16 protein-coding genes are annotated in these 16414 nt (G+C 74.4%); all 16 read right to left on the bottom strand.

What is annotated here, in order from left to right:
- Nucleotides 1–158: 158 nt before the first annotated feature.
- Nucleotides 159–1340, bottom strand: coding sequence for an FAD-dependent monooxygenase (locus tag M3148_RS12730; RefSeq protein ID WP_251305073.1), 1182 nt, complete (start codon nt 1338–1340; stop codon nt 159–161).
- 146 nt (nt 1341–1486) lie between these two features.
- Nucleotides 1487–1957 carry a GNAT family N-acetyltransferase gene (locus tag M3148_RS12725; RefSeq protein WP_251305072.1) on the bottom strand — a complete coding sequence of 157 codons (471 nt, stop codon included), beginning with the start codon at nt 1955–1957 and terminating at the stop codon, nt 1487–1489.
- Nucleotides 1954–2880, bottom strand: coding sequence for an RluA family pseudouridine synthase (locus M3148_RS12720; RefSeq protein WP_251305071.1), 927 nt, complete (start codon nt 2878–2880; stop codon nt 1954–1956). Before M3148_RS12720 ends, M3148_RS12725 begins: the two co-directional genes overlap by 4 nt.
- Nucleotides 2873–3733: a signal peptidase II gene (locus tag M3148_RS12715; RefSeq protein ID WP_251305070.1), complete on the bottom strand. Its 861-nt coding sequence runs from the start codon at nt 3731–3733 to the stop codon at nt 2873–2875. The genes M3148_RS12720 and M3148_RS12715 overlap by 8 nt, the downstream gene beginning before the upstream one ends.
- Before the next feature lie 64 nt (nt 3734–3797).
- Nucleotides 3798–4487 (bottom strand): DivIVA domain-containing protein, encoded by a 690-nt coding sequence (locus M3148_RS12710; RefSeq protein ID WP_251305069.1) that lies wholly within the window; start codon nt 4485–4487, stop codon nt 3798–3800.
- 107 nt (nt 4488–4594) lie between these two features.
- On the bottom strand, nt 4595–4888 hold the full coding sequence (locus M3148_RS12705; protein ID WP_251305068.1) for a YggT family protein: 294 nt from the start codon (nt 4886–4888) through the stop codon (nt 4595–4597).
- 3 nt (nt 4889–4891) lie between these two features.
- Entirely contained in the window at nt 4892–5365 is a 474-nt protein-coding gene (locus tag M3148_RS12700) for a cell division protein SepF (RefSeq protein ID WP_251305123.1), read from the bottom strand.
- 123 nt (nt 5366–5488) lie between these two features.
- Entirely contained in the window at nt 5489–6241 is a 753-nt protein-coding gene (locus M3148_RS12695; RefSeq protein WP_251305067.1) for a polyphenol oxidase family protein, read from the bottom strand.
- A gap of 6 nt (nt 6242–6247) precedes the next feature.
- Complete coding sequence (gene ftsZ / locus M3148_RS12690) at nt 6248–7447, bottom strand: cell division protein FtsZ (protein ID WP_251305066.1); 1200 nt, start codon at nt 7445–7447, stop codon at nt 6248–6250.
- A 319-nt stretch (nt 7448–7766) separates the two neighbouring features.
- Nucleotides 7767–8699 carry a cell division protein FtsQ/DivIB gene (locus tag M3148_RS18365; protein WP_251305065.1) on the bottom strand — a complete coding sequence of 311 codons (933 nt, stop codon included), beginning with the start codon at nt 8697–8699 and terminating at the stop codon, nt 7767–7769.
- On the bottom strand, nt 8696–10057 hold the full coding sequence (gene murC / locus M3148_RS12680; protein ID WP_251305064.1) for a UDP-N-acetylmuramate--L-alanine ligase: 1362 nt from the start codon (nt 10055–10057) through the stop codon (nt 8696–8698). Before murC ends, M3148_RS18365 begins: the two co-directional genes overlap by 4 nt.
- Nucleotides 10054–11160, bottom strand: coding sequence for an undecaprenyldiphospho-muramoylpentapeptide beta-N-acetylglucosaminyltransferase (gene murG / locus M3148_RS12675; RefSeq protein ID WP_285884565.1), 1107 nt, complete (start codon nt 11158–11160; stop codon nt 10054–10056). The genes murC and murG overlap by 4 nt, the downstream gene beginning before the upstream one ends.
- A gap of 1 nt (nt 11161) precedes the next feature.
- Nucleotides 11162–12430 (bottom strand): putative lipid II flippase FtsW, encoded by a 1269-nt coding sequence (ftsW, locus tag M3148_RS12670; protein WP_308203248.1) that lies wholly within the window; start codon nt 12428–12430, stop codon nt 11162–11164.
- Nucleotides 12427–13884 (bottom strand): UDP-N-acetylmuramoyl-L-alanine--D-glutamate ligase, encoded by a 1458-nt coding sequence (gene murD / locus M3148_RS12665; RefSeq protein WP_251305062.1) that lies wholly within the window; start codon nt 13882–13884, stop codon nt 12427–12429. Before murD ends, ftsW begins: the two co-directional genes overlap by 4 nt.
- Nucleotides 13881–14972: a phospho-N-acetylmuramoyl-pentapeptide-transferase gene (gene mraY, locus M3148_RS12660; RefSeq protein ID WP_251305061.1), complete on the bottom strand. Its 1092-nt coding sequence runs from the start codon at nt 14970–14972 to the stop codon at nt 13881–13883. Before mraY ends, murD begins: the two co-directional genes overlap by 4 nt.
- Complete coding sequence (locus M3148_RS12655; protein ID WP_251305060.1) at nt 14966–16363, bottom strand: UDP-N-acetylmuramoyl-tripeptide--D-alanyl-D-alanine ligase; 1398 nt, start codon at nt 16361–16363, stop codon at nt 14966–14968. Before M3148_RS12655 ends, mraY begins: the two co-directional genes overlap by 7 nt.
- Nucleotides 16364–16414: the final 51 nt, after the last annotated feature.

Raw genomic sequence — 16414 nt, 5'->3', positions numbered from 1 at the left:
CCAGTCTAGGTCGCGGGACCGACACGGCCGGCCACCTCGGGGCGAGACCCAGGTCGCGCGGCGTGTCGCTTCGCGCCCATGCTGATACCGGCGTGAGGCAGCCGCGACGACGCCCGCAGCGGCCGCGCGGGACGTCTCCGCTGCCCCGCCGGTTCGGGTCAGGACTCGACCAGATCCGGCTCCCAGCGCGCGGCCCGCGCCAGCGACGACAGCGCAGCGGTGGCGGGCGTGGCGCGCACCATGAGGTCGCGCAGCGCCACGAGCGGCGCGGGGCGCAGCTCGTGCCCGAACCGGCCGCTCCAGCGGGAGGCGCGCGCCACCGCCTGTGACCGCGGCCGCCGGGTGCGGTCGTAGACGCGGAGCGCGGTGGGGACATCGTCCTCGTACCGGGCCAGCGCCCGCCCGAGCACGACGGCGTCCTCCAGTGCCTGCGCCGCGCCCTGCCCGAGGTTCGGTGTCATGGCGTGGGCGGCGTCCCCGAGGAGAGCGGCAGCGCCGGTGACGTAGCTGGGCAGTGGCACCGCGAGGTGATGCAGGCCGTGGCGCAGCACACCGCCCGGCTCGGTGGCGGCGAGCAGCTCGGGGATCGGGGCGTGCCAGCCTGCGAAGCGCCTGCGCAGATGGCCGACCTCGTCCGCGAACCGGTGCCCGACGGGGGCGCCGGCGACGGCCGCGAACCAGTAGACCCGCCCGTCCACCAGGGGCACCGTGCCGAACTCCGTGCCCGGTCCCCAGCTGACGGCACCGACGAGGTCGAGCGGCCACCGGTCTGCGGTCACCGCGCGCCAGGCCGTCACGCCCGTGGAGGCGGGAACCGGGTGGTCGGGCCAGAGCGCGCGACGCACGGCGGACCTGATGCCGTCGGCACCGACGACGAGGTCCGCCGTGATCGTGTGCTGCTCGCCGTCACGGACGAAGGTGACCGACGCGGGCGGTCCGCGCGTGAGGCCGAGAACCTCGGCGCCTGTGAGGAGCGTGCCGACGGGCAGCGCCTCGCGGAGCACCCGGTGCAGCTGCTCACGGTGGATCCCGATGACCGAGGTGCCGAGCTCCCGTTCCAGGGCGGCGCTGTCGACCCGCGCGAGCCAACGTCCTGAGCGGTCCCGGATCCCGCCGCCGCCCTGGGGCGCGGCGGAGGCGCGGACAGCGTCGGCGAGGCCGAGCTCGCGCAGCGCCCGTTGTCCGTTCGCCATGATGGTGAGACCGGCGCCGATCTCCCCGCCCTCGGCGGAGCGCTCCAGCACGGTGACGTCCCAGCCCGCCTGACTCAGCGCTGTCGCTGCGGCGAGCCCACCGATACCGCCGCCGACGACGACCCCGGTGCGTCCACGATCGACCACGACGACTCCTCTCGGCGTGCAGCGCCCGGCAGGGCTCGCCACCGGTTAGACGTCAATCATGCCGCAGCCCGGGAGGCGTCGGACGGGCCTCCCCGTCGTCGTGGCCGACGACGCCGACGGCCCCCGGCCGGCGCCGGGACAGGCGCTCAGCGGGAGACGCTCCTGGCCATGTCCTGGTGCCAGATGTCGGCGTCGAGGTACCGCTCGCCGGACACGACGGCGAAGCCCAGCCGCTCGTAGAAGCCCATCGCCGACTCCTGGGCACTGAGGACGACCTCGACGGCGGGCGGCTCGCCCGCGGCGTGCCGCTCGAGGGCGAGGTCGCCCAGTGCGGCGACGAGTCGCGCGCCCACCCCGCGGCCGCGTGCGGCGGCGTGCACGGCCAGGCGTCCGAGGTGGACGTGGCCCGGGGCGTCGAGGAGCAGCCGCCCGGTGCCGAGCACCTCGCCGGTGGTCTCGTCCACGGCGAGCACGTGGGTGGTCGTGGGGGCCTCGTCGAGCTCGTCGACCTCGATGTCCGCCGGCACCCCTTGCTCGTCGACGAAGACGGCGAAGCGCACCGCCCACGCGGCCTCGAGCTCGGCGCGGGTGGTGACGGTGCGGACCTGGACGCTCACCGGCGTCCCTCGCGCACCATCTCCAACGCCGCCGCGAGGTCCTGCGGGTACTCGCTCGTGACAACGAGTGGTCGGCCGTCGCGCGGGTGGGCGAAGCCGAGGCGCACGGCGTGCAACCACTGCCGCGTCAGTCCCAGCCGCTGGGCGAGCACAGGGTCGGCACCGTAGGTCGTGTCCCCGAGGCAGGGGTGGCGGACCGCGGAGGTGTGGACCCGGATCTGGTGGGTACGTCCGGTCTCGAGGTGGATCTCGAGCAGGGACGCCCCGGACATCGCCTCGAGCGTCTCGTAGTGCGTGACGGCCGGCTTGCCGTCGGCGACGACGGCGAAGCGGTAGTCGTGCCGCGGGTCGCGCCCCACGGGCGCGTCGATCGTCCCGGCGAAGGGGTCCATGTGGCCCTGGACGAGGGCGTGGTAGACCTTCTCGACCGTGCGTTCCTTGAAGGCGCGCTTGAGGACGGTGTAGGCGAGCTCGGACTTGGCCACCACCATGAGGCCGGACGTGCCGACGTCGAGCCGGTGGACGATGCCCTGCCGCTCGGCCGCCCCGGACGTCGAGACGCGGTACCCGGCGGCGTGGAGGCTGCCGACGACGGTCGGCCCCTGCCAGCCCGGACTGCCGTGTGCGGCCACCCCGACGGGCTTGTCCACGACGACGACGTCGTCGTCCTCGTAGGCGATCCTCAGGCCGGCCACCGGCTCGGGCGGCGGCGCCGACGGCGCGTCGGGCAGAGTGACCTCGAGCCACCCGCCCGCCACGAGCCGGTCGGACTTGGCCAGGGTGCGGCCGTCGAGCACGACCCCGCCCTCGGTGGCCAGCTCGGCGGCGCGGGTACGGGACAGGCCCAGGAGCCGTGCCAGGGCGGCGTCGACCCGCTCGCCGGCGAGGCCGTCGGGAACGGGCAGGGAGCGCGTCTCAGGCATCGTCGTCGGAGGTGGCGAGGCGGATCTCCCGGCGACTGCGCGGGCGGCGCCGGGAGGTGGAGTCAGAACCCTCCCCGGACGTCGCCTCCCCGCCGGCCGGCCGTGTGTCCTCGGCAGGCCGCACCGCGGACCACGTGGGCGTCAGCGGCGCAGGAGCCGGTACCTCACCACGCGTCGCGGGGAAGGTGGGCGCGGAGCCCGCCCCGCTCACCCAGGTGGCGACGTCCACGCCGTCGTCGTCGGTGGCGCGCGGCACCTCCGGGGAGAAGTCGGTCTCCTCGACAAGCGGCTCCTCGCTCACCGGCTCGGCGTCGTCGTCGGCGGGTGCGACATCGTCGTCCTCCCGGTGGGTGACGGCGCGGGTGCCGTCGACCTCGATGCCGAGAAGCGCGAGGAGCGCGATGAGGACGGCGGCGAGCACGATGGCGATGTCGGCGGCGTTGCCGACGAACCAGCCGTTGTAGTTGATGAAGTCGACGACGTGGCCGCGGGCGAAGCCGGGCTCGCGCAGCAGCCGGTCGTAGAGGTTGCCGAGAGCACCGCCGAGCAACATGCCCAGCGCCACCGCCCAGGCCGCGGAGCGCAGGCGCCGCGCGACCCGCAGGACGACGACGACGACGACGAGGGTGATGACGGTGAAGATCCACGTCATCCCGGTGGCGAAGGAGAAGGCCGCGCCCGGGTTGTAGATGAGCTGCCAGCCGAGGAGGTCACCGACGAGTGGGACGTGCACCCCCTGGGTCAGCCGGTCCTCGGCGAGGTACTTCGTCACCTGGTCGATGGCGGCGATGCCGAGGGCCAGGGCGACGAGGAGGATGACCATCCCGCGTCGGCCCCGCTGCTGCTGGGTCATGCGTTCCCTTCCTAGACGTGCGACGACGGCGGCGGCCCGGTGGGCCGCCGCCGTCGTGTCACGCTCAGCGACCGAACTGTGCCGAGCCGGAGTCACCACGCCCGGAGACGTTGCCACGACCCTCGACGTCGGAGAGGAGCGACTCGAGGTAGCTCTTCAGACGCGTGCGGTAGTCGCGCTCGAAGACGCGCAGCTCGTCGATCTTGCGCTCGAGGAGCGAACGCTCCTGCTCGAGCTGGGCGAGCGTGCGGTTGTGGGTGTCCTCGGCCTCGCGCACGATGCGCTCCGCCTCGGTGCGCGCCTCGTGGAGGATGCGCTCACCCTCCTGCTTGCCGTTGTTGACGTACTCGTCGTGCACGCGCTGCGCCAGGGCGAGCATGCCGGTGGCCGAGGTCGGCTCGTCGGCGTTCTCGGTGACGCTCTCGGCCGGCGCGGGTGCGGCGGCCGCGGCGGGCGGCGTGAAGGAGGGCTGCGGCTCGGGCTCGGGCTCCGGCTCCGGCTCGGGCTCGGGCTCCGGCTGCGGCTCCGGCGCCACGGCGACTGCCGTGGGCTGCTCGCCGCTGCTCAGCTCGGCAACGCGGCGCTCCGCCGCGGCGAGCTTCGCCTTGAGCTCCTCGTTCTCACCGCTGAGCGTGCTCAGCGTGTTGACGACCTCGTCCAGGAAGTCGTCGACCTCGTCCTGGTCGTAGCCCTCCCGGAACTTCGTCGGCTGAAACTTCTTGTTCAGCACGTCGTCTGCTGTGAGCAGCGCCATAGTCGTCACCTCAGTAAGTCAGTCGTTCGGTCGTGAGCGTCGCGCGTCCCACGGGTCCACGTTAGCGGAACGTTACTAGAGCCAGCACCTCACGGGGTTCACATGTGTCACGCGAGTGACAGGGAAGCGGCCACGCGCATCGAGATGCTCACTCCCATGAACAGGATGATGAAGCCTAGATCGAGCGCCACCGGCCCCAGTCGGAGCGGCGGGATGTAGCGGCGCAGCCAGTTCAACGGCGGGTCGGTCAGTGTGTACACGAGCTCGGCCAGCACGAGGAGGATGCCCCGTGGCCGCCAGTCGCGGGAGAACACCTGCACCCAGTCCAGGACCAGCCGCCCGATGAGGACGACCAGGTAGAGAAGGAGCAGGAAGTAGACGATCGAGAAGACGAGTTGCACGTCTCAGCTCTGGTTGAACAGGCGGCCAGGGCCGGTCTCGGGCTGGCCCGAGTCGGTGGCGACCTCCACGCTGGCCGGGGAGAGCAGGAACACGCGGTTGGTCACCCGCTCGATCGAGCCGTGCAGGCCGAAGACGAGGCCGGCGGAGAAGTCCACCATGCGCTTGGCCTCGGTCTCGCTCATGCCGGTGAGGTTCATGATGACGGGCGTGCCGTCGCGGAAGGCCTCGCCGATGACCCGCGCCTCGTTGTAGGTCGTGGGGTGCACCGTACTGATCCGGCGCAGGTCGTGCTCGACGGGCTCGGGGGCGGGCACCACGCGCATGGGCGTGACCTGGGCCCGCGGCTCCTCGCGCTCGGGGCGGGCCTCGGGGGCCGCCGGCTCCTCGTGGCGGGGGACGTCGAGCTCGTCGACGTAGTCCCCCTCGTCCTCGGACAGTCCAAGGTATGCCATCGTCTTGCGCAGTGCTCCGGCCATGACTGCTCCCGTCTCGAGTTCTGCGATCACACCTCGTGCCGCTCCTTGTCGTGACGCTAGACCAGGGCCGTGCCCACTCCGCGCACCGTGGTGCGGCGTGTCGTCGCCGGGTTTCGCGCGTTCTCAGGCGGGACGGACGACGCCGACGAAGCGGCCGGTGACGCCGTCGCGCCGGAAGGAGTAGAAGCGCTCGTCCTCGCGGGTGCACGCGTCGACGTGCTGCACGCGCCGGACGCCGGCGGCGGCGAGCTGGGCGAGCACGCCTGCGGGGATGTCGAGGGACGGGGTGCCCCACGCCGTCGTGGCCGACGCGGCAGGGACGACGGCGGCCACCACCTCGCGCAGCTCGGCCGGGACCTCGTAGCAGCGGCCGCAGATGCTGGGGCCGAGGGAGGCGTACAGCTCGGGGACCGAGGCCCCCTCGCCCGCGAGCGTGGCGAGCGTGGCGGGGACGACGCCGTCAGCCAGGCCCTGGCGGCCGACGTGGACGGCGGCCACGAGGTCACCGCTCGGTGTCGCGAGGAGGAGGGGCACGCAGTCGGCGACCATGACAGCCACCGCAGGGGCGCCGGTCCCGCTGCGGCGCGCGACGAGGGAGTCGCACTCCCCGAGCGTGGATCGCCCCGCCCCGGGCGGCCGGGTGACGAGCCGCACGCGGGCCGAGTGCCGCTGGCTCATCCAGGCGACGTGGTGGCCGGCCCACCGGTCGAGCAGGTCCCGGTTGGCGATGACGCGGTCCTCGTCGTCGTCCACGTGGAAGGCAAGGTTGAGCCCGCCGCTGCCGTCTGCGGCCGCGTACGGGCCGCAGGAGACGCCACCGGCGCGCGGGGTGAAGCCACCACGCGCGCCGGGACCGAGGTCAGCGGGCTCGAGCACCGCTGGTCAGCGCAGGAAGTCGGGGATGTCGAGGTCCTCCTCGCGGCGGCTGCGCACCGGCTCCTCGTCGAAGACGCGGGGCACCTCCAGGCCGCGACGCTCGCCCTCGCTGCCCGCGTAGGCGGGCACCGGCTGGGCGGGCTGCTGGACCGGCTCGGGGCTGGCGGCGGCGGGTGGCTCCGGGGCGCTGGGCGCGCTCGGGAGCGTGGCCGGGGCGGCGGCGCGGCGCGGCGGGGCAACCGGTGCCGGGGCCTTGGTGCCCGGGTCGTCGAAGCCCGCCGCGATGACGGTGACGCGCACCTCGTCGCCGAGGGCGTCGTCGATGACGTTGCCGAAGATGATGTTCGCCTCGGGGTGGGCGGCCTCCTGGACGAGGCGCGCGGCCTCGTGGATCTCGAAGAGCCCGAGGTCGCTGCCACCCTGGATGGAGAGCAGGACGCCGTAGGCGCCGTCGATGCTCGCCTCGAGGAGCGGGGAGGAGATCGCCAGCTCGGCGGCCTGGACCGCCCGGTCCTCACCGCGCGCCGAGCCGATGCCCATGAGCGCACTGCCGGCGCCCTGCATGACGGACTTGACGTCGGCGAAATCGAGGTTGATGAGACCCGGGGTGGTGATGAGGTCGGTGATGCCTTGGACACCGGACAGGAGGACCTGGTCGGCGCTCTTGAAGGCGTCCAGCACCGACACGTTGCGGTCGGAGATCGACAGCAGGCGGTCGTTGGGGATGACGATGAGCGTGTCGACCTCGGCGCGCAGCGCCTCGATCCCGGCCTCTGCCTGCGTCGAGCGACGGCGCCCCTCGAAGGTGAAGGGCCGGGTGACGACGCCGATGGTCAGGGCGCCGAGCGAGCGCGCGATCCGTGCGACGACAGGCGCCCCACCGGTACCGGTGCCGCCGCCCTCGCCGGCGGTGACGAAGACCATGTCCGCGCCGCGGATGACCTCCTCGATCTCCTCGGCGTGGTCCTCGGCGGCCTTCTTGCCGACCTCGGGGTCCGCGCCGGCGCCGAGCCCACGCGTGAGCTCACGCCCCACGTCGAGCTTGACGTCGGCGTCGCTCATGAGCAGCGCCTGTGCGTCGGTGTTGACGGCGATGAACTCCACGCCCTTCAACCCGACCTCGATCATCCGGTTGACGGCGTTGACACCGCCGCCCCCGATGCCCACCACCTTGATCACTGCTAGGTAGTTCTGCGGTGCCGCCACGTCGGCCCCCTCACTTGAGTTTGCTGCTGGTCCTCGGCCAACCCTCAACCTCTAGTTGAGCGTTAGACTTATGTCATTCTTGCGCACCCGAGACGGTAGGTGCACGGTGCTGCCCCGGCAACGACCACCGTGGGTGTGTCGCGCCGGAAGTCCCGCAGGCTGCCGCACGGGCATGTGCCACAACGGCGCTCCGGATCGGCAGGCGGCAGCCGCTGCAAGCCCCGGCGCTTGTGCTGCGGGTGGAGCGGGGCCTGATCCGTGCCCTTTGTGGCACATGCCCACGCCTCCCGCCCCTCGGGGCCGCCGGAGGGGTGGGCGGTCAGTCGGAGAGGGTCGGGGCTCGCGGGACCGTGACGTCGTAGACCGAGGCCTCCCGCTCGCGCAGGACGGCGAGGACCGCCGCCTTGAGCTCGGACTCCTCCACGCTCCCCCAGCGGACGTCGGCGCCGTCGGTGAGCGTGAGGCTGATGGAGGCCGGGTTGACCGCTCCGGCGGTGCCCACCTCCGCGCGCAGGCCCTCGGGCAGCTCGGCGAGCACGGTGAGGACCGCGCTCAGGGTCTCCCCCGCCCGCTCCCCCTCCAGCGGCACGGTGACCCGTGGCAGACCTTCCGGGGCCTCCTGCGCCCTGCCGACGACCACGCCGTCGACGTCGAGCAGGACGAGGCCGTCCTCCGCGGTGGCCGCGGCGACGGGCTCGCGCGGGACGACGTCGACGGCGAGGCCGCGCGGCCAGTGCCGCGTCACGGTGACCGAGCGCACCGTGGTGATCGAGCGCACGTCCTCGGCAAGGGCGCCGGTGTCGAGCCGGGTGAGCGGGGTGCCCGCACGCTCCTCGACGAGCGTCAGCACCTCCTCGCGCGGCACGGTCGTGCCCTCCCCGACGCCGGAGACGGTGACCTCCGCGACGTCGAGGGCGAGCAGCGGCGAGACGAGCAGCGCCCACGCGACCCCACCGACGAGCGCGAGCACGCCGACGGCGAGCAGCACGTTGCGCCAGGCGAGGCGCCGCCGCGCGCGGGTCTGCTCGGCGAGGCGCTCGAGGAAGCCGGGCCGCCGGGGCAGGGCCGGGTCCGGCTGCTGGCGCACCGGCAGCCAGCGCCGGCGCTCGGTCGGCTCGCCGGTGGCTGCCCTCGCGCGGGCGGGAGGCTCCGGGCGCCGGGGGGCGACCTCGCGCGGCTCGTCGGCGGGCTGGTCCGGCTGGTCCGCGTCCGGACCGCGGCGCGGCTGGCGCGGCGCTGTCGGCGGCCTCACGCCCGCTCCGCCAGGAGCGCCAGGACACGAGGGGCGAGCTCGGTGACGTCCCCGGCGCCCATGGTGAGGACGAGGTCGCCGGGGCGCGCGAGGGAGGCGACGGCGGCCGCCGCGTCCTGGCGGTCGGCCACGTACCGGGCGCCCCCGGCGAGTGCGGTGATGAGTGAGCCGTCCACGCCTGCGACCGGGTCCTCCCGGGCGGCGTAGACGTCGGTGACGACAACCTCGTCCGCGGCACCGAGCGCGGCGGCGAACTCCGCGGCGAAGGTCTGGGTGCGCGAGTACAGGTGGGGCTGGAAGAGGACGACGACGCGCCCCTCGCCCGCGGCGAGCCGCGCCGCGGCGAGCGTGGCAGCCACCTCGGTCGGGTGGTGGGCGTAGTCGTCGACGACGCGCACGCCGGCGACCTCCCCGCGCGCCTCGAAGCGGCGTCCGGTGCCCCGGAAGGCGCCGAGCGCGGTGGCCAGGGCCTGCGGTTCGGCACCGAGGGCGACGCCGGCGCACCAGGCCGCGGTCGCGTTGCGGACGTTGTGCGCCCCGGTGACGGCGAGCTCCAGGCGCACCGGCGGCTCGCCGGCCCGCTCCAGGGTGGCGAAGGCGCCGGCTGCGCCGACGGTGAGGCCGGCGATCCGCACGTGGCCCTCCCCCACGCCCGGCGCCGCGCCGGTGCCGTAGGTGAGCACCCGTCCGGGTGCGTGGCGTGCCAGGCGCAGGGCGCCGTCGTCGTCCGCGCACGCGACGAGGAGGCCGGTGACCCGGGCGGCGAAGTCGACAAAGGCCTGCTCGAAGGCCTCCCGCGAGCCGTAGTGGTCGAGGTGGTCGGGCTCGACGTTCGTCACGACGGCGACGGCGGGACGGTAGTTGAGGAAGGAGCCGTCGGACTCGTCGGCCTCGGCGACAAAGGCGCGGCCGGTGCCCAGGTGGGCGCCGGTGCCGAGCCCGGCCACGTGCCCGCCGATGGCGTAGCTCGGGTCCGCGCCCACCTCGGTGAGGGCGACGGCGAGCATGGCGGACGTCGTCGTCTTCCCGTGCGCGCCGGCGACCGCGACGAAGTCCTGGTCCCCCGCGGCGACGACGAGCGCCTCGGAGCGGTGGACCACCGGCAGGCCGAGCTCGCGGGCGCGGACGAGCTCGGGGTTGTCCGGGCGGACCGCGGTGGACACGACGACGGTCGCGCCGGCGGGCACCTGGGCGGCGTCGTGCCCGGCGTGGGCGCGGACACCAAGGCCGCGCAGCCGCTCGAGGGTGGCGCTGTCGCGCGCGTCGGAGCCCGAGACCTCCAGGCCGCGGGCGGCGAGGAGCTCGGCGACGGGAGCCATGCCCGCGCCGCCGATGCCGATGAGGTGGTACCGGCTCACGGCGTCACCCGGGCGGCATCGACGACGAGCTCGGCGAGCCGCGCGGCACCGTCGCGGATGCCCGCCCCCGCCGCGGCGCGTCCCATCGCGGCGAGCCGGCCGGTGTCGGCGAGCAGCTCGCGGAGCGGGCCGGTGACGTAGCCGGGCGTGAGCTCGGCGTCGGCGACGATCACCCCGCCGCCGGCGGCGACGACGTCGGCGGCGTTGCGCCGCTGCTCGCCGTTGCCGATCGGCAGGGGCACGTAGACCGCACCGATGCCGAGGGCGGCGAGCTCGCTCACGGTGCCGGCGCCGGAGCGCGCGAGGACGAGGTCGGCGACGGCGTAGGCGCTGGCCATGTCGTCGAGGTAGGGGCGCACGTGGTAGTTCGCCAGCCCGGCGGTGGCGGCGCGCACCGGCTCGTCCTTGCCCTGCCCGGTGAGGTGGAGGACCTGGACCCCGGCGTCGGTGAGGGCGCGGGCGCCGGCGGAGACGGCCTCGTTGACGCGCTGGGCGCCGAGGGAGCCCCCGGTGACGAGGAGGGTGCTGCGCTCTGGCTCGAGCCCCAGGGCGGCCGCGCCGGCGGTCCGTCGGGCAGCGGCGTCGCTCTCCCGCTCGGCGACGAGCGCGGCGATCGCGGCGCGCAGCGGCAGGCCGGTGAGTACGGCCCGCGGGAGCGAGGTGCCGGGGAAGGAGACGGCGACGTGCCGGGCCCACCGGGCACCGAGGCGGTTGGCGAGCCCCGGCCGGGCGTTCTGCTCGTGGACGACGACGGGCACCCCCAGCCGCCGCGCCGCGAGGTAGGCGGGGGTGGCGACGTAGCCGCCGAAGCCGACGACCACCTGCGCGCGGGAGTCGGTGATCGCCTCCGCCGCCGTCCGGACCGCGGAGCCGAGCCGGCCGGGCATGCGGAGCAGGTCGGGCGAGGGGCGGCGCGGCAGCGGCACCCGGGGGACGTGGCGCAGAGGCAGCCCGGCGTCGGGCACGAGGCGAGCCTCGAGGCCCACCTCGGTGCCGAGCACGGTGATCTCCGCGCCTCCCGGCAGCGCCTGGAGCGCGGTGGCCGTCGCCAGGAGTGGGTTGACGTGGCCGGCGGTCCCGCCGCCGGCGAGGAGGGCCCGCAGCTCACCCACGGCCGCGCCCCACGACCGCCAGCGAGCGGCGCACGACGCCGCGGCGCGCGCGCAGCGCGGCTCCCGCACCGGGCTCGTCGCGCGCGAAGGCGAGGACCACGCCCATGGCGAGCAGCGTGGCGATGAGCGCGGAACCACCGGCCGAGACGAGTGGCAACGGCACGCCGATGACGGGGAGGAAACCGATGACGACCCCGATGTTGATGAGCGCCTGGCCCAGGATCCAGGCCGCGATCCCGGCGGTGGTGATCCGCACGAAGGGGTCGGGGTGGTTGCGGATGATGCGGAACATCCCGGCGGCGAGGACCGCGAAGAGGCCGAGCACGATGAGCGTGCCCCACAGGCCGAGCTCCTCGCCGAGGATCGCGAAGATGAAGTCGTTGTGCGCCTCGGGCAGGTAGGCCCACTTCTCCCGCGAAGCACCGAGGCCGACACCCGAGATCCCACCGGTTCCCAAGCCGTACAGGCCGTGGAGCGTCTGGTAGCAGGCGGCGGACGCGTCGCACTCCCCGCCGAAGACCGCGGTGATGCGCTGCATGCGGTTGGGCGAGGAGATGACGAGGAAGGAGACGACGGCGGCGCCGCCGACGACAGCGGCACCGAACCACTTGAGCGGTACCCCCGCGACGAACATGGCCCCGACGACGACGAGCGCGAGGACCATCGCGGTCCCGAGGTCGCGCCCGGCGAGGACGAGTCCGAGCGCCAGGACGGAGACGACGAGACCGGGCACGAGGAGATGCTTCCAGTCGTGGAGTAGGCGAGCCTTGCGGGCGAGCACGAGCCCGAGCCACACGGCCAGCGCAAGCTTGAGGAACTCCGAGGGCTGGACCGTCTGCCCCACGCCGGGGATGTAGATCCAGTTCGTGTTGCCCTTGATGCCCCGTGCCAGCGGCGTGAAGATGAGCGCCTGCATGACCATGCCCAGGCCGAGCGCGGGCCAGGCCAGGCGCCGGTACACGGCCACGGGGACCCGGCTCGCCGCGATCATCAGGGGCGCTCCGACGAGTGCGAACTTCGCCTGGTCGAGAAAATAGCCGTACGGGCTGCCGGTCTCCCGGATCGACTGGATCGACGAGGCGGAGAGCACCATGACGACGCCGATGGCGAGAAGCAGGAGGCTGGCCCCACCGACCAGGTAGTAGCTGAGGACCGCCGGACCGCGGGCAGCCGGGCGCGTGGCGTCCCGCGCGCCGGCCCGCAGCGGGCCGGTGGCCGTGGCGGCAGCCCGCGGGAGGCGGCCCGGCTGCACGGCGGTCACCCCGGCTCCCCGGGAAGCGCACGGACCGCGGCGGCGAAGGCGTCCCCGCGGGCGCCGTAGCTCGCGAACTGGTCCATCGACGCGCACGCCGGGGCGAGCAGCACGGTGTCGCCCGGGCGGGCGAGCCGTGCGGCCGCGGAGACGGCGTGGGTCATCACCTGCCCAGTGTCACCAGCCTCGACCTCGGTGACGGGCACATCCGGGGCGTGTCGCGCAAGTGCCTCGCGGAGCGCGGCGCGGTCCACGCCGATGAGGACGACGGCGTGCAGGCGGTCGGCGACCTCGCGGACGAGCTCGTCGAAGGTGGCGCCCTTGGCCAGTCCGCCGGCCACCCACACCCCGCGCCCGGTGGGCAGCGCCGCGAGGCTGGCGCGGGCGGCGTGGGCGTTGGTCGCCTTGGAGTCGTCGATCCACGTGACGTCCCCGCGGGTGGCGACGAGCTCGATGCGGTGACGTCCGCCGTCGTAGGCACGCAGGCCGGCGGTCACCGCGGCGGCGGGCACCCCGTGGGCGCGAGCCAGCGCGGCGGCGGCGAGAGCGTCGGCGACGACGTGCCCCGGCACCTGCCCGCCCGGCAGCGGCGCGAGGTGCGCGAGGTCGGCGAGCGTGGCGAGGGAGGCCGCCGTCGTCTGCCGGCTCGGCTCGAAGGCGCGGTCGCACAGGACGTCCTCGACGATCCCGAGCTCGCCGACCGCCGGGGCGGCGAGCACCGTGCCGACGGCGCGCGCCCCCTCGGCGACGTCGGCCTGCTCGACCATCGCGCGGGTGGTGGCGTCGGTGTAGACGCAGGCCGTGCGAGTGCGCTCGTAGACGCGGGCCTTGGCATCGCGGTAGGCGGCGAAGGAGCCGTGCCAGTCGAGGTGGTCGGGGGCGACGTTGAGGCAGACGGAGGCCTCGGGCGCCACGCTGTGGGTGAGGTGGAGCTGGAAGCTCGAGAGCTCGACGGCCAGGGCGTCCACCCCGCCGTCGGCCACGGCCTGCACCACCGGGGTGCCGACGTTGCCGACCGCGGGGGCACGCAGGCCGGCGGCGGTGAGGATGGAGCTGAGCATGCCGACCGTCGTCGTCTTGCCGTTGGTGCCGGTGAGGGTGAGCCAGGCGGGCGCCGTCGCCGTCGCCGTCTGCTGCACCTGCCAGGCGAGCTCGACCTCGCTCCAGCAGGGCAGGCCCGCGGCCTGTGCGCGGGTGAGGAGCGGGGAGGTCGCGGGGACGCCCGGGGACACGACGGCGAGGTCCGCCCCGGCGGCGAGCACGGCGTCGGCGAGGGCGGCGTCGTCGGCGGCTGCGAGCAGCTCCACGCGGGAGCCGAGGGCCGCGCGAGCCGCCTCGACGGCGGCCTCGCTGCGGTCGACGCCGGTCACGCGGGCCCCGAGGGTGGTGAGGACGTCGACCGCCGCGCGCCCCGACGCCCCGAGGCCGACGACGACGACGTGCGCGTCACCCAGCCCGCTCACGCCGTCACCCACTCCGCGTAGAAGATGCCCAGGCCCAGGGCCACGCACAGGGCCGCGACGAGCCAGAAGCGGATGACGATCGTCACCTCTCCCCAGCCACCGAGCTCGAAGTGGTGGTGGAGCGGGGCCATGCGGAAGACGCGTCTCCCGGTCGCCTTGAAGAAGCCGATCTGGATGACGTCGCTCATGACGATGACGACGAAGAGACCGCCGATGACGATGGCGAGGAACTGGGTGTGGGTGAGGATCGAGAAGCCGGCGATCGCACCGCCGAGGGCGAGGGAGCCGGTGTCGCCCATGAAGATCTGCGCCGGGGAGGCGTTCCACCACAGGAAGCCGAGGCAGGCGCCGATGAGGGCCGCACCGATGAGCGAGAGGTCGCGCGGGTCGCGGACCTCGTAGCAGGCCGACCACGCGGCGCTCGGGTCGGAGAGGAACTGGCAGTTCTGGTTGGACTGCCACATCGCGATGACCGTGTAGGCCGCGAAGACCATCGCCGAGGCACCGGTGGCCAGGCCGTCCAGGCCGTCGGTGAGGTTGACGGCGTTGGACCACGCGGTGATGAGGAAGTTCGCCCAGAGGATGAAGAGGATGAGCCCCAGGAACGCGCCGGCGAAGGCGAGGTCGATCGAGGTGTCGCGCACGCCGGAGATGTGGGTCGAGCCGGGCGTGCGGAAGTTCTCGTTGGGGAACTGGAGCGCGAGGACCGCGAAGGTGACGCCGACAAAGGCCTGGCCGACGATCTTCCAGCGGGCGCGTAGGCCGAGCGAGCGCTGCCGGCTGATCTTGATGTAGTCGTCGGCGAATCCGATGACGCCGAGGCCGACGATGAGGAAGAGGAGCAGCAGCCCCGAGGCGTTGGGCGGGCGCCCCGCCGAGAGGTTGGCGATCCCGTAGCCGATGACGGTGGCGAGGATGATGACGACGCCGCCCATCGTCGGCGTGCCACGCTTGGTGTAGTGCGCGGTGGGCCCGTCCTGGCGGATGAACTGGCCGTAGTTGCGCTTCGTGAGGAAGCGGATGAACAGCGGGGTGCCGAACAGGGCGACGACGAGGGCCGTGGCCCCCGCCACGAGGACGGTCACCACGCGGCGCCACCCCCCTGCGTCAGCCGTTCCGCCAGGCGCCACACGCCTGAGCCGTTGGACCCCTTGAGCAGCACGAGGTCGCCCTCCTGGAGGAGCTCGTCGAGAAGGGCCGCGGCGGCATCGGCGTCGGCGGGACAGTGGGTCTGCGGGCCCTCGCCCGCACCGCGGCGCACCGGCTCGCCCGCCGGGCCGAGGGCGACGAGGACGTCGACCCCCAGCTCCGCGGCGAGCCGACCGACGTCCTCGTGGGCGCGCTCGGACTCGTGGCCGAGCTCGAGCATCTCCCCGACGACGGCGATCCTGCGGCGGGCGGGCATCGCCGCCGTGGCGCGCAGCGCGGCGGCCATGGAGTCGGGGTTGGCGTTGTAGGCGTCGTCGAGGACGACGACGCCGTCGGGCCGGTGGGTGATCGCCATGCGGTGCGCGCTGACGCGCTCGGCAGCGCTCAGCGCGTGGGCGACGGCGCCGGCGTCCAGCCCGAGGGCGAGCGCGGCGCCGGCGACGGCGAGGGCGTTGGAGACCTGGTGCTCACCGAGGAGCGCGAGGCTCACCGGGTGGCTCGTGCGCACGCCCGAGGCGTCGGTGTGGAGGACGAAGGAGGGCCGGGCCTGCGCGTCGAGGGTGACGTCGGAGGCGCGGACCTCGGTGCCCTCGCCACGGCCGAAGAAGGTCACCGGCCCCGGCGCGGCGGCGGCCATGGCGGCCACGCGTGCGTCGTCGGCGTTGAGGACGGCGGTGCCGCCCGGGAGGAGGCCGGCGACGATCTCGGCCTTGGCGCGGGCGACGGCGTCGATCGTCCCGAAGCCGCCCATGTGGGCGTGCCCGACGACGAGGACGACGGCGACGTCCAGCGGGGCGATCCGGGTGAGGTAGTCGATGTGCCCAGGGCCGCTGGCCCCCATCTCGAGGACGAGGTAGCGGGTCTCCCGGGTGGCCGAGAGGACGGTGAGCGGCAGGCCGATCTCGTTGTTGAACGATTCGCGCGGCGCGACGGTGGGCCCGGCGTGGGCGAGCACCTGCGCGAGCAGGTCCTTCGTCGTCGTCTTGCCGACGGAGCCGGTGAGGCCGACGACGCGCAAGGAGCCCTCGGCGCGCAGGCGCGCGAGCACCTCGCGGGCGAGCTCCCCGAGCGCGGCGACCGAGTCCTCCACGAGGACGTGCGGGGCGTTCACGGCGTGCTCGGCGACGACGACGGCCGCTCCGGCGGCGTGGGCCGCGGCGGCGTGGTCGTGCCCGTCGGTGCGCTCCCCGCGCACGGCGACGAAGACCGAACCGGGACCGGCCAGGCGGGAGTCGGTGACGACCGCTCCGGTGAGGAGGAGCTGGGGGTCCACGCCCACCGGGCGTCCGGCGACGGCCTGGGCGAGCTGGGCGACGGTGAGCTGGATCACGGCTGCCCCCACCGGAGCTGGTCGTCTGGAGTCACGTCTCGACAATCTATC

The sequence above is a fragment of the Georgenia satyanarayanai genome (assembly GCF_023715365.1).
Lineage (GTDB): Bacteria > Actinomycetota > Actinomycetes > Actinomycetales > Actinomycetaceae > Oceanitalea > Oceanitalea satyanarayanai_B.
Note: the sequence above shows the minus strand (reverse complement) of the source record. Positions and strands in the feature narration are given on the sequence as shown.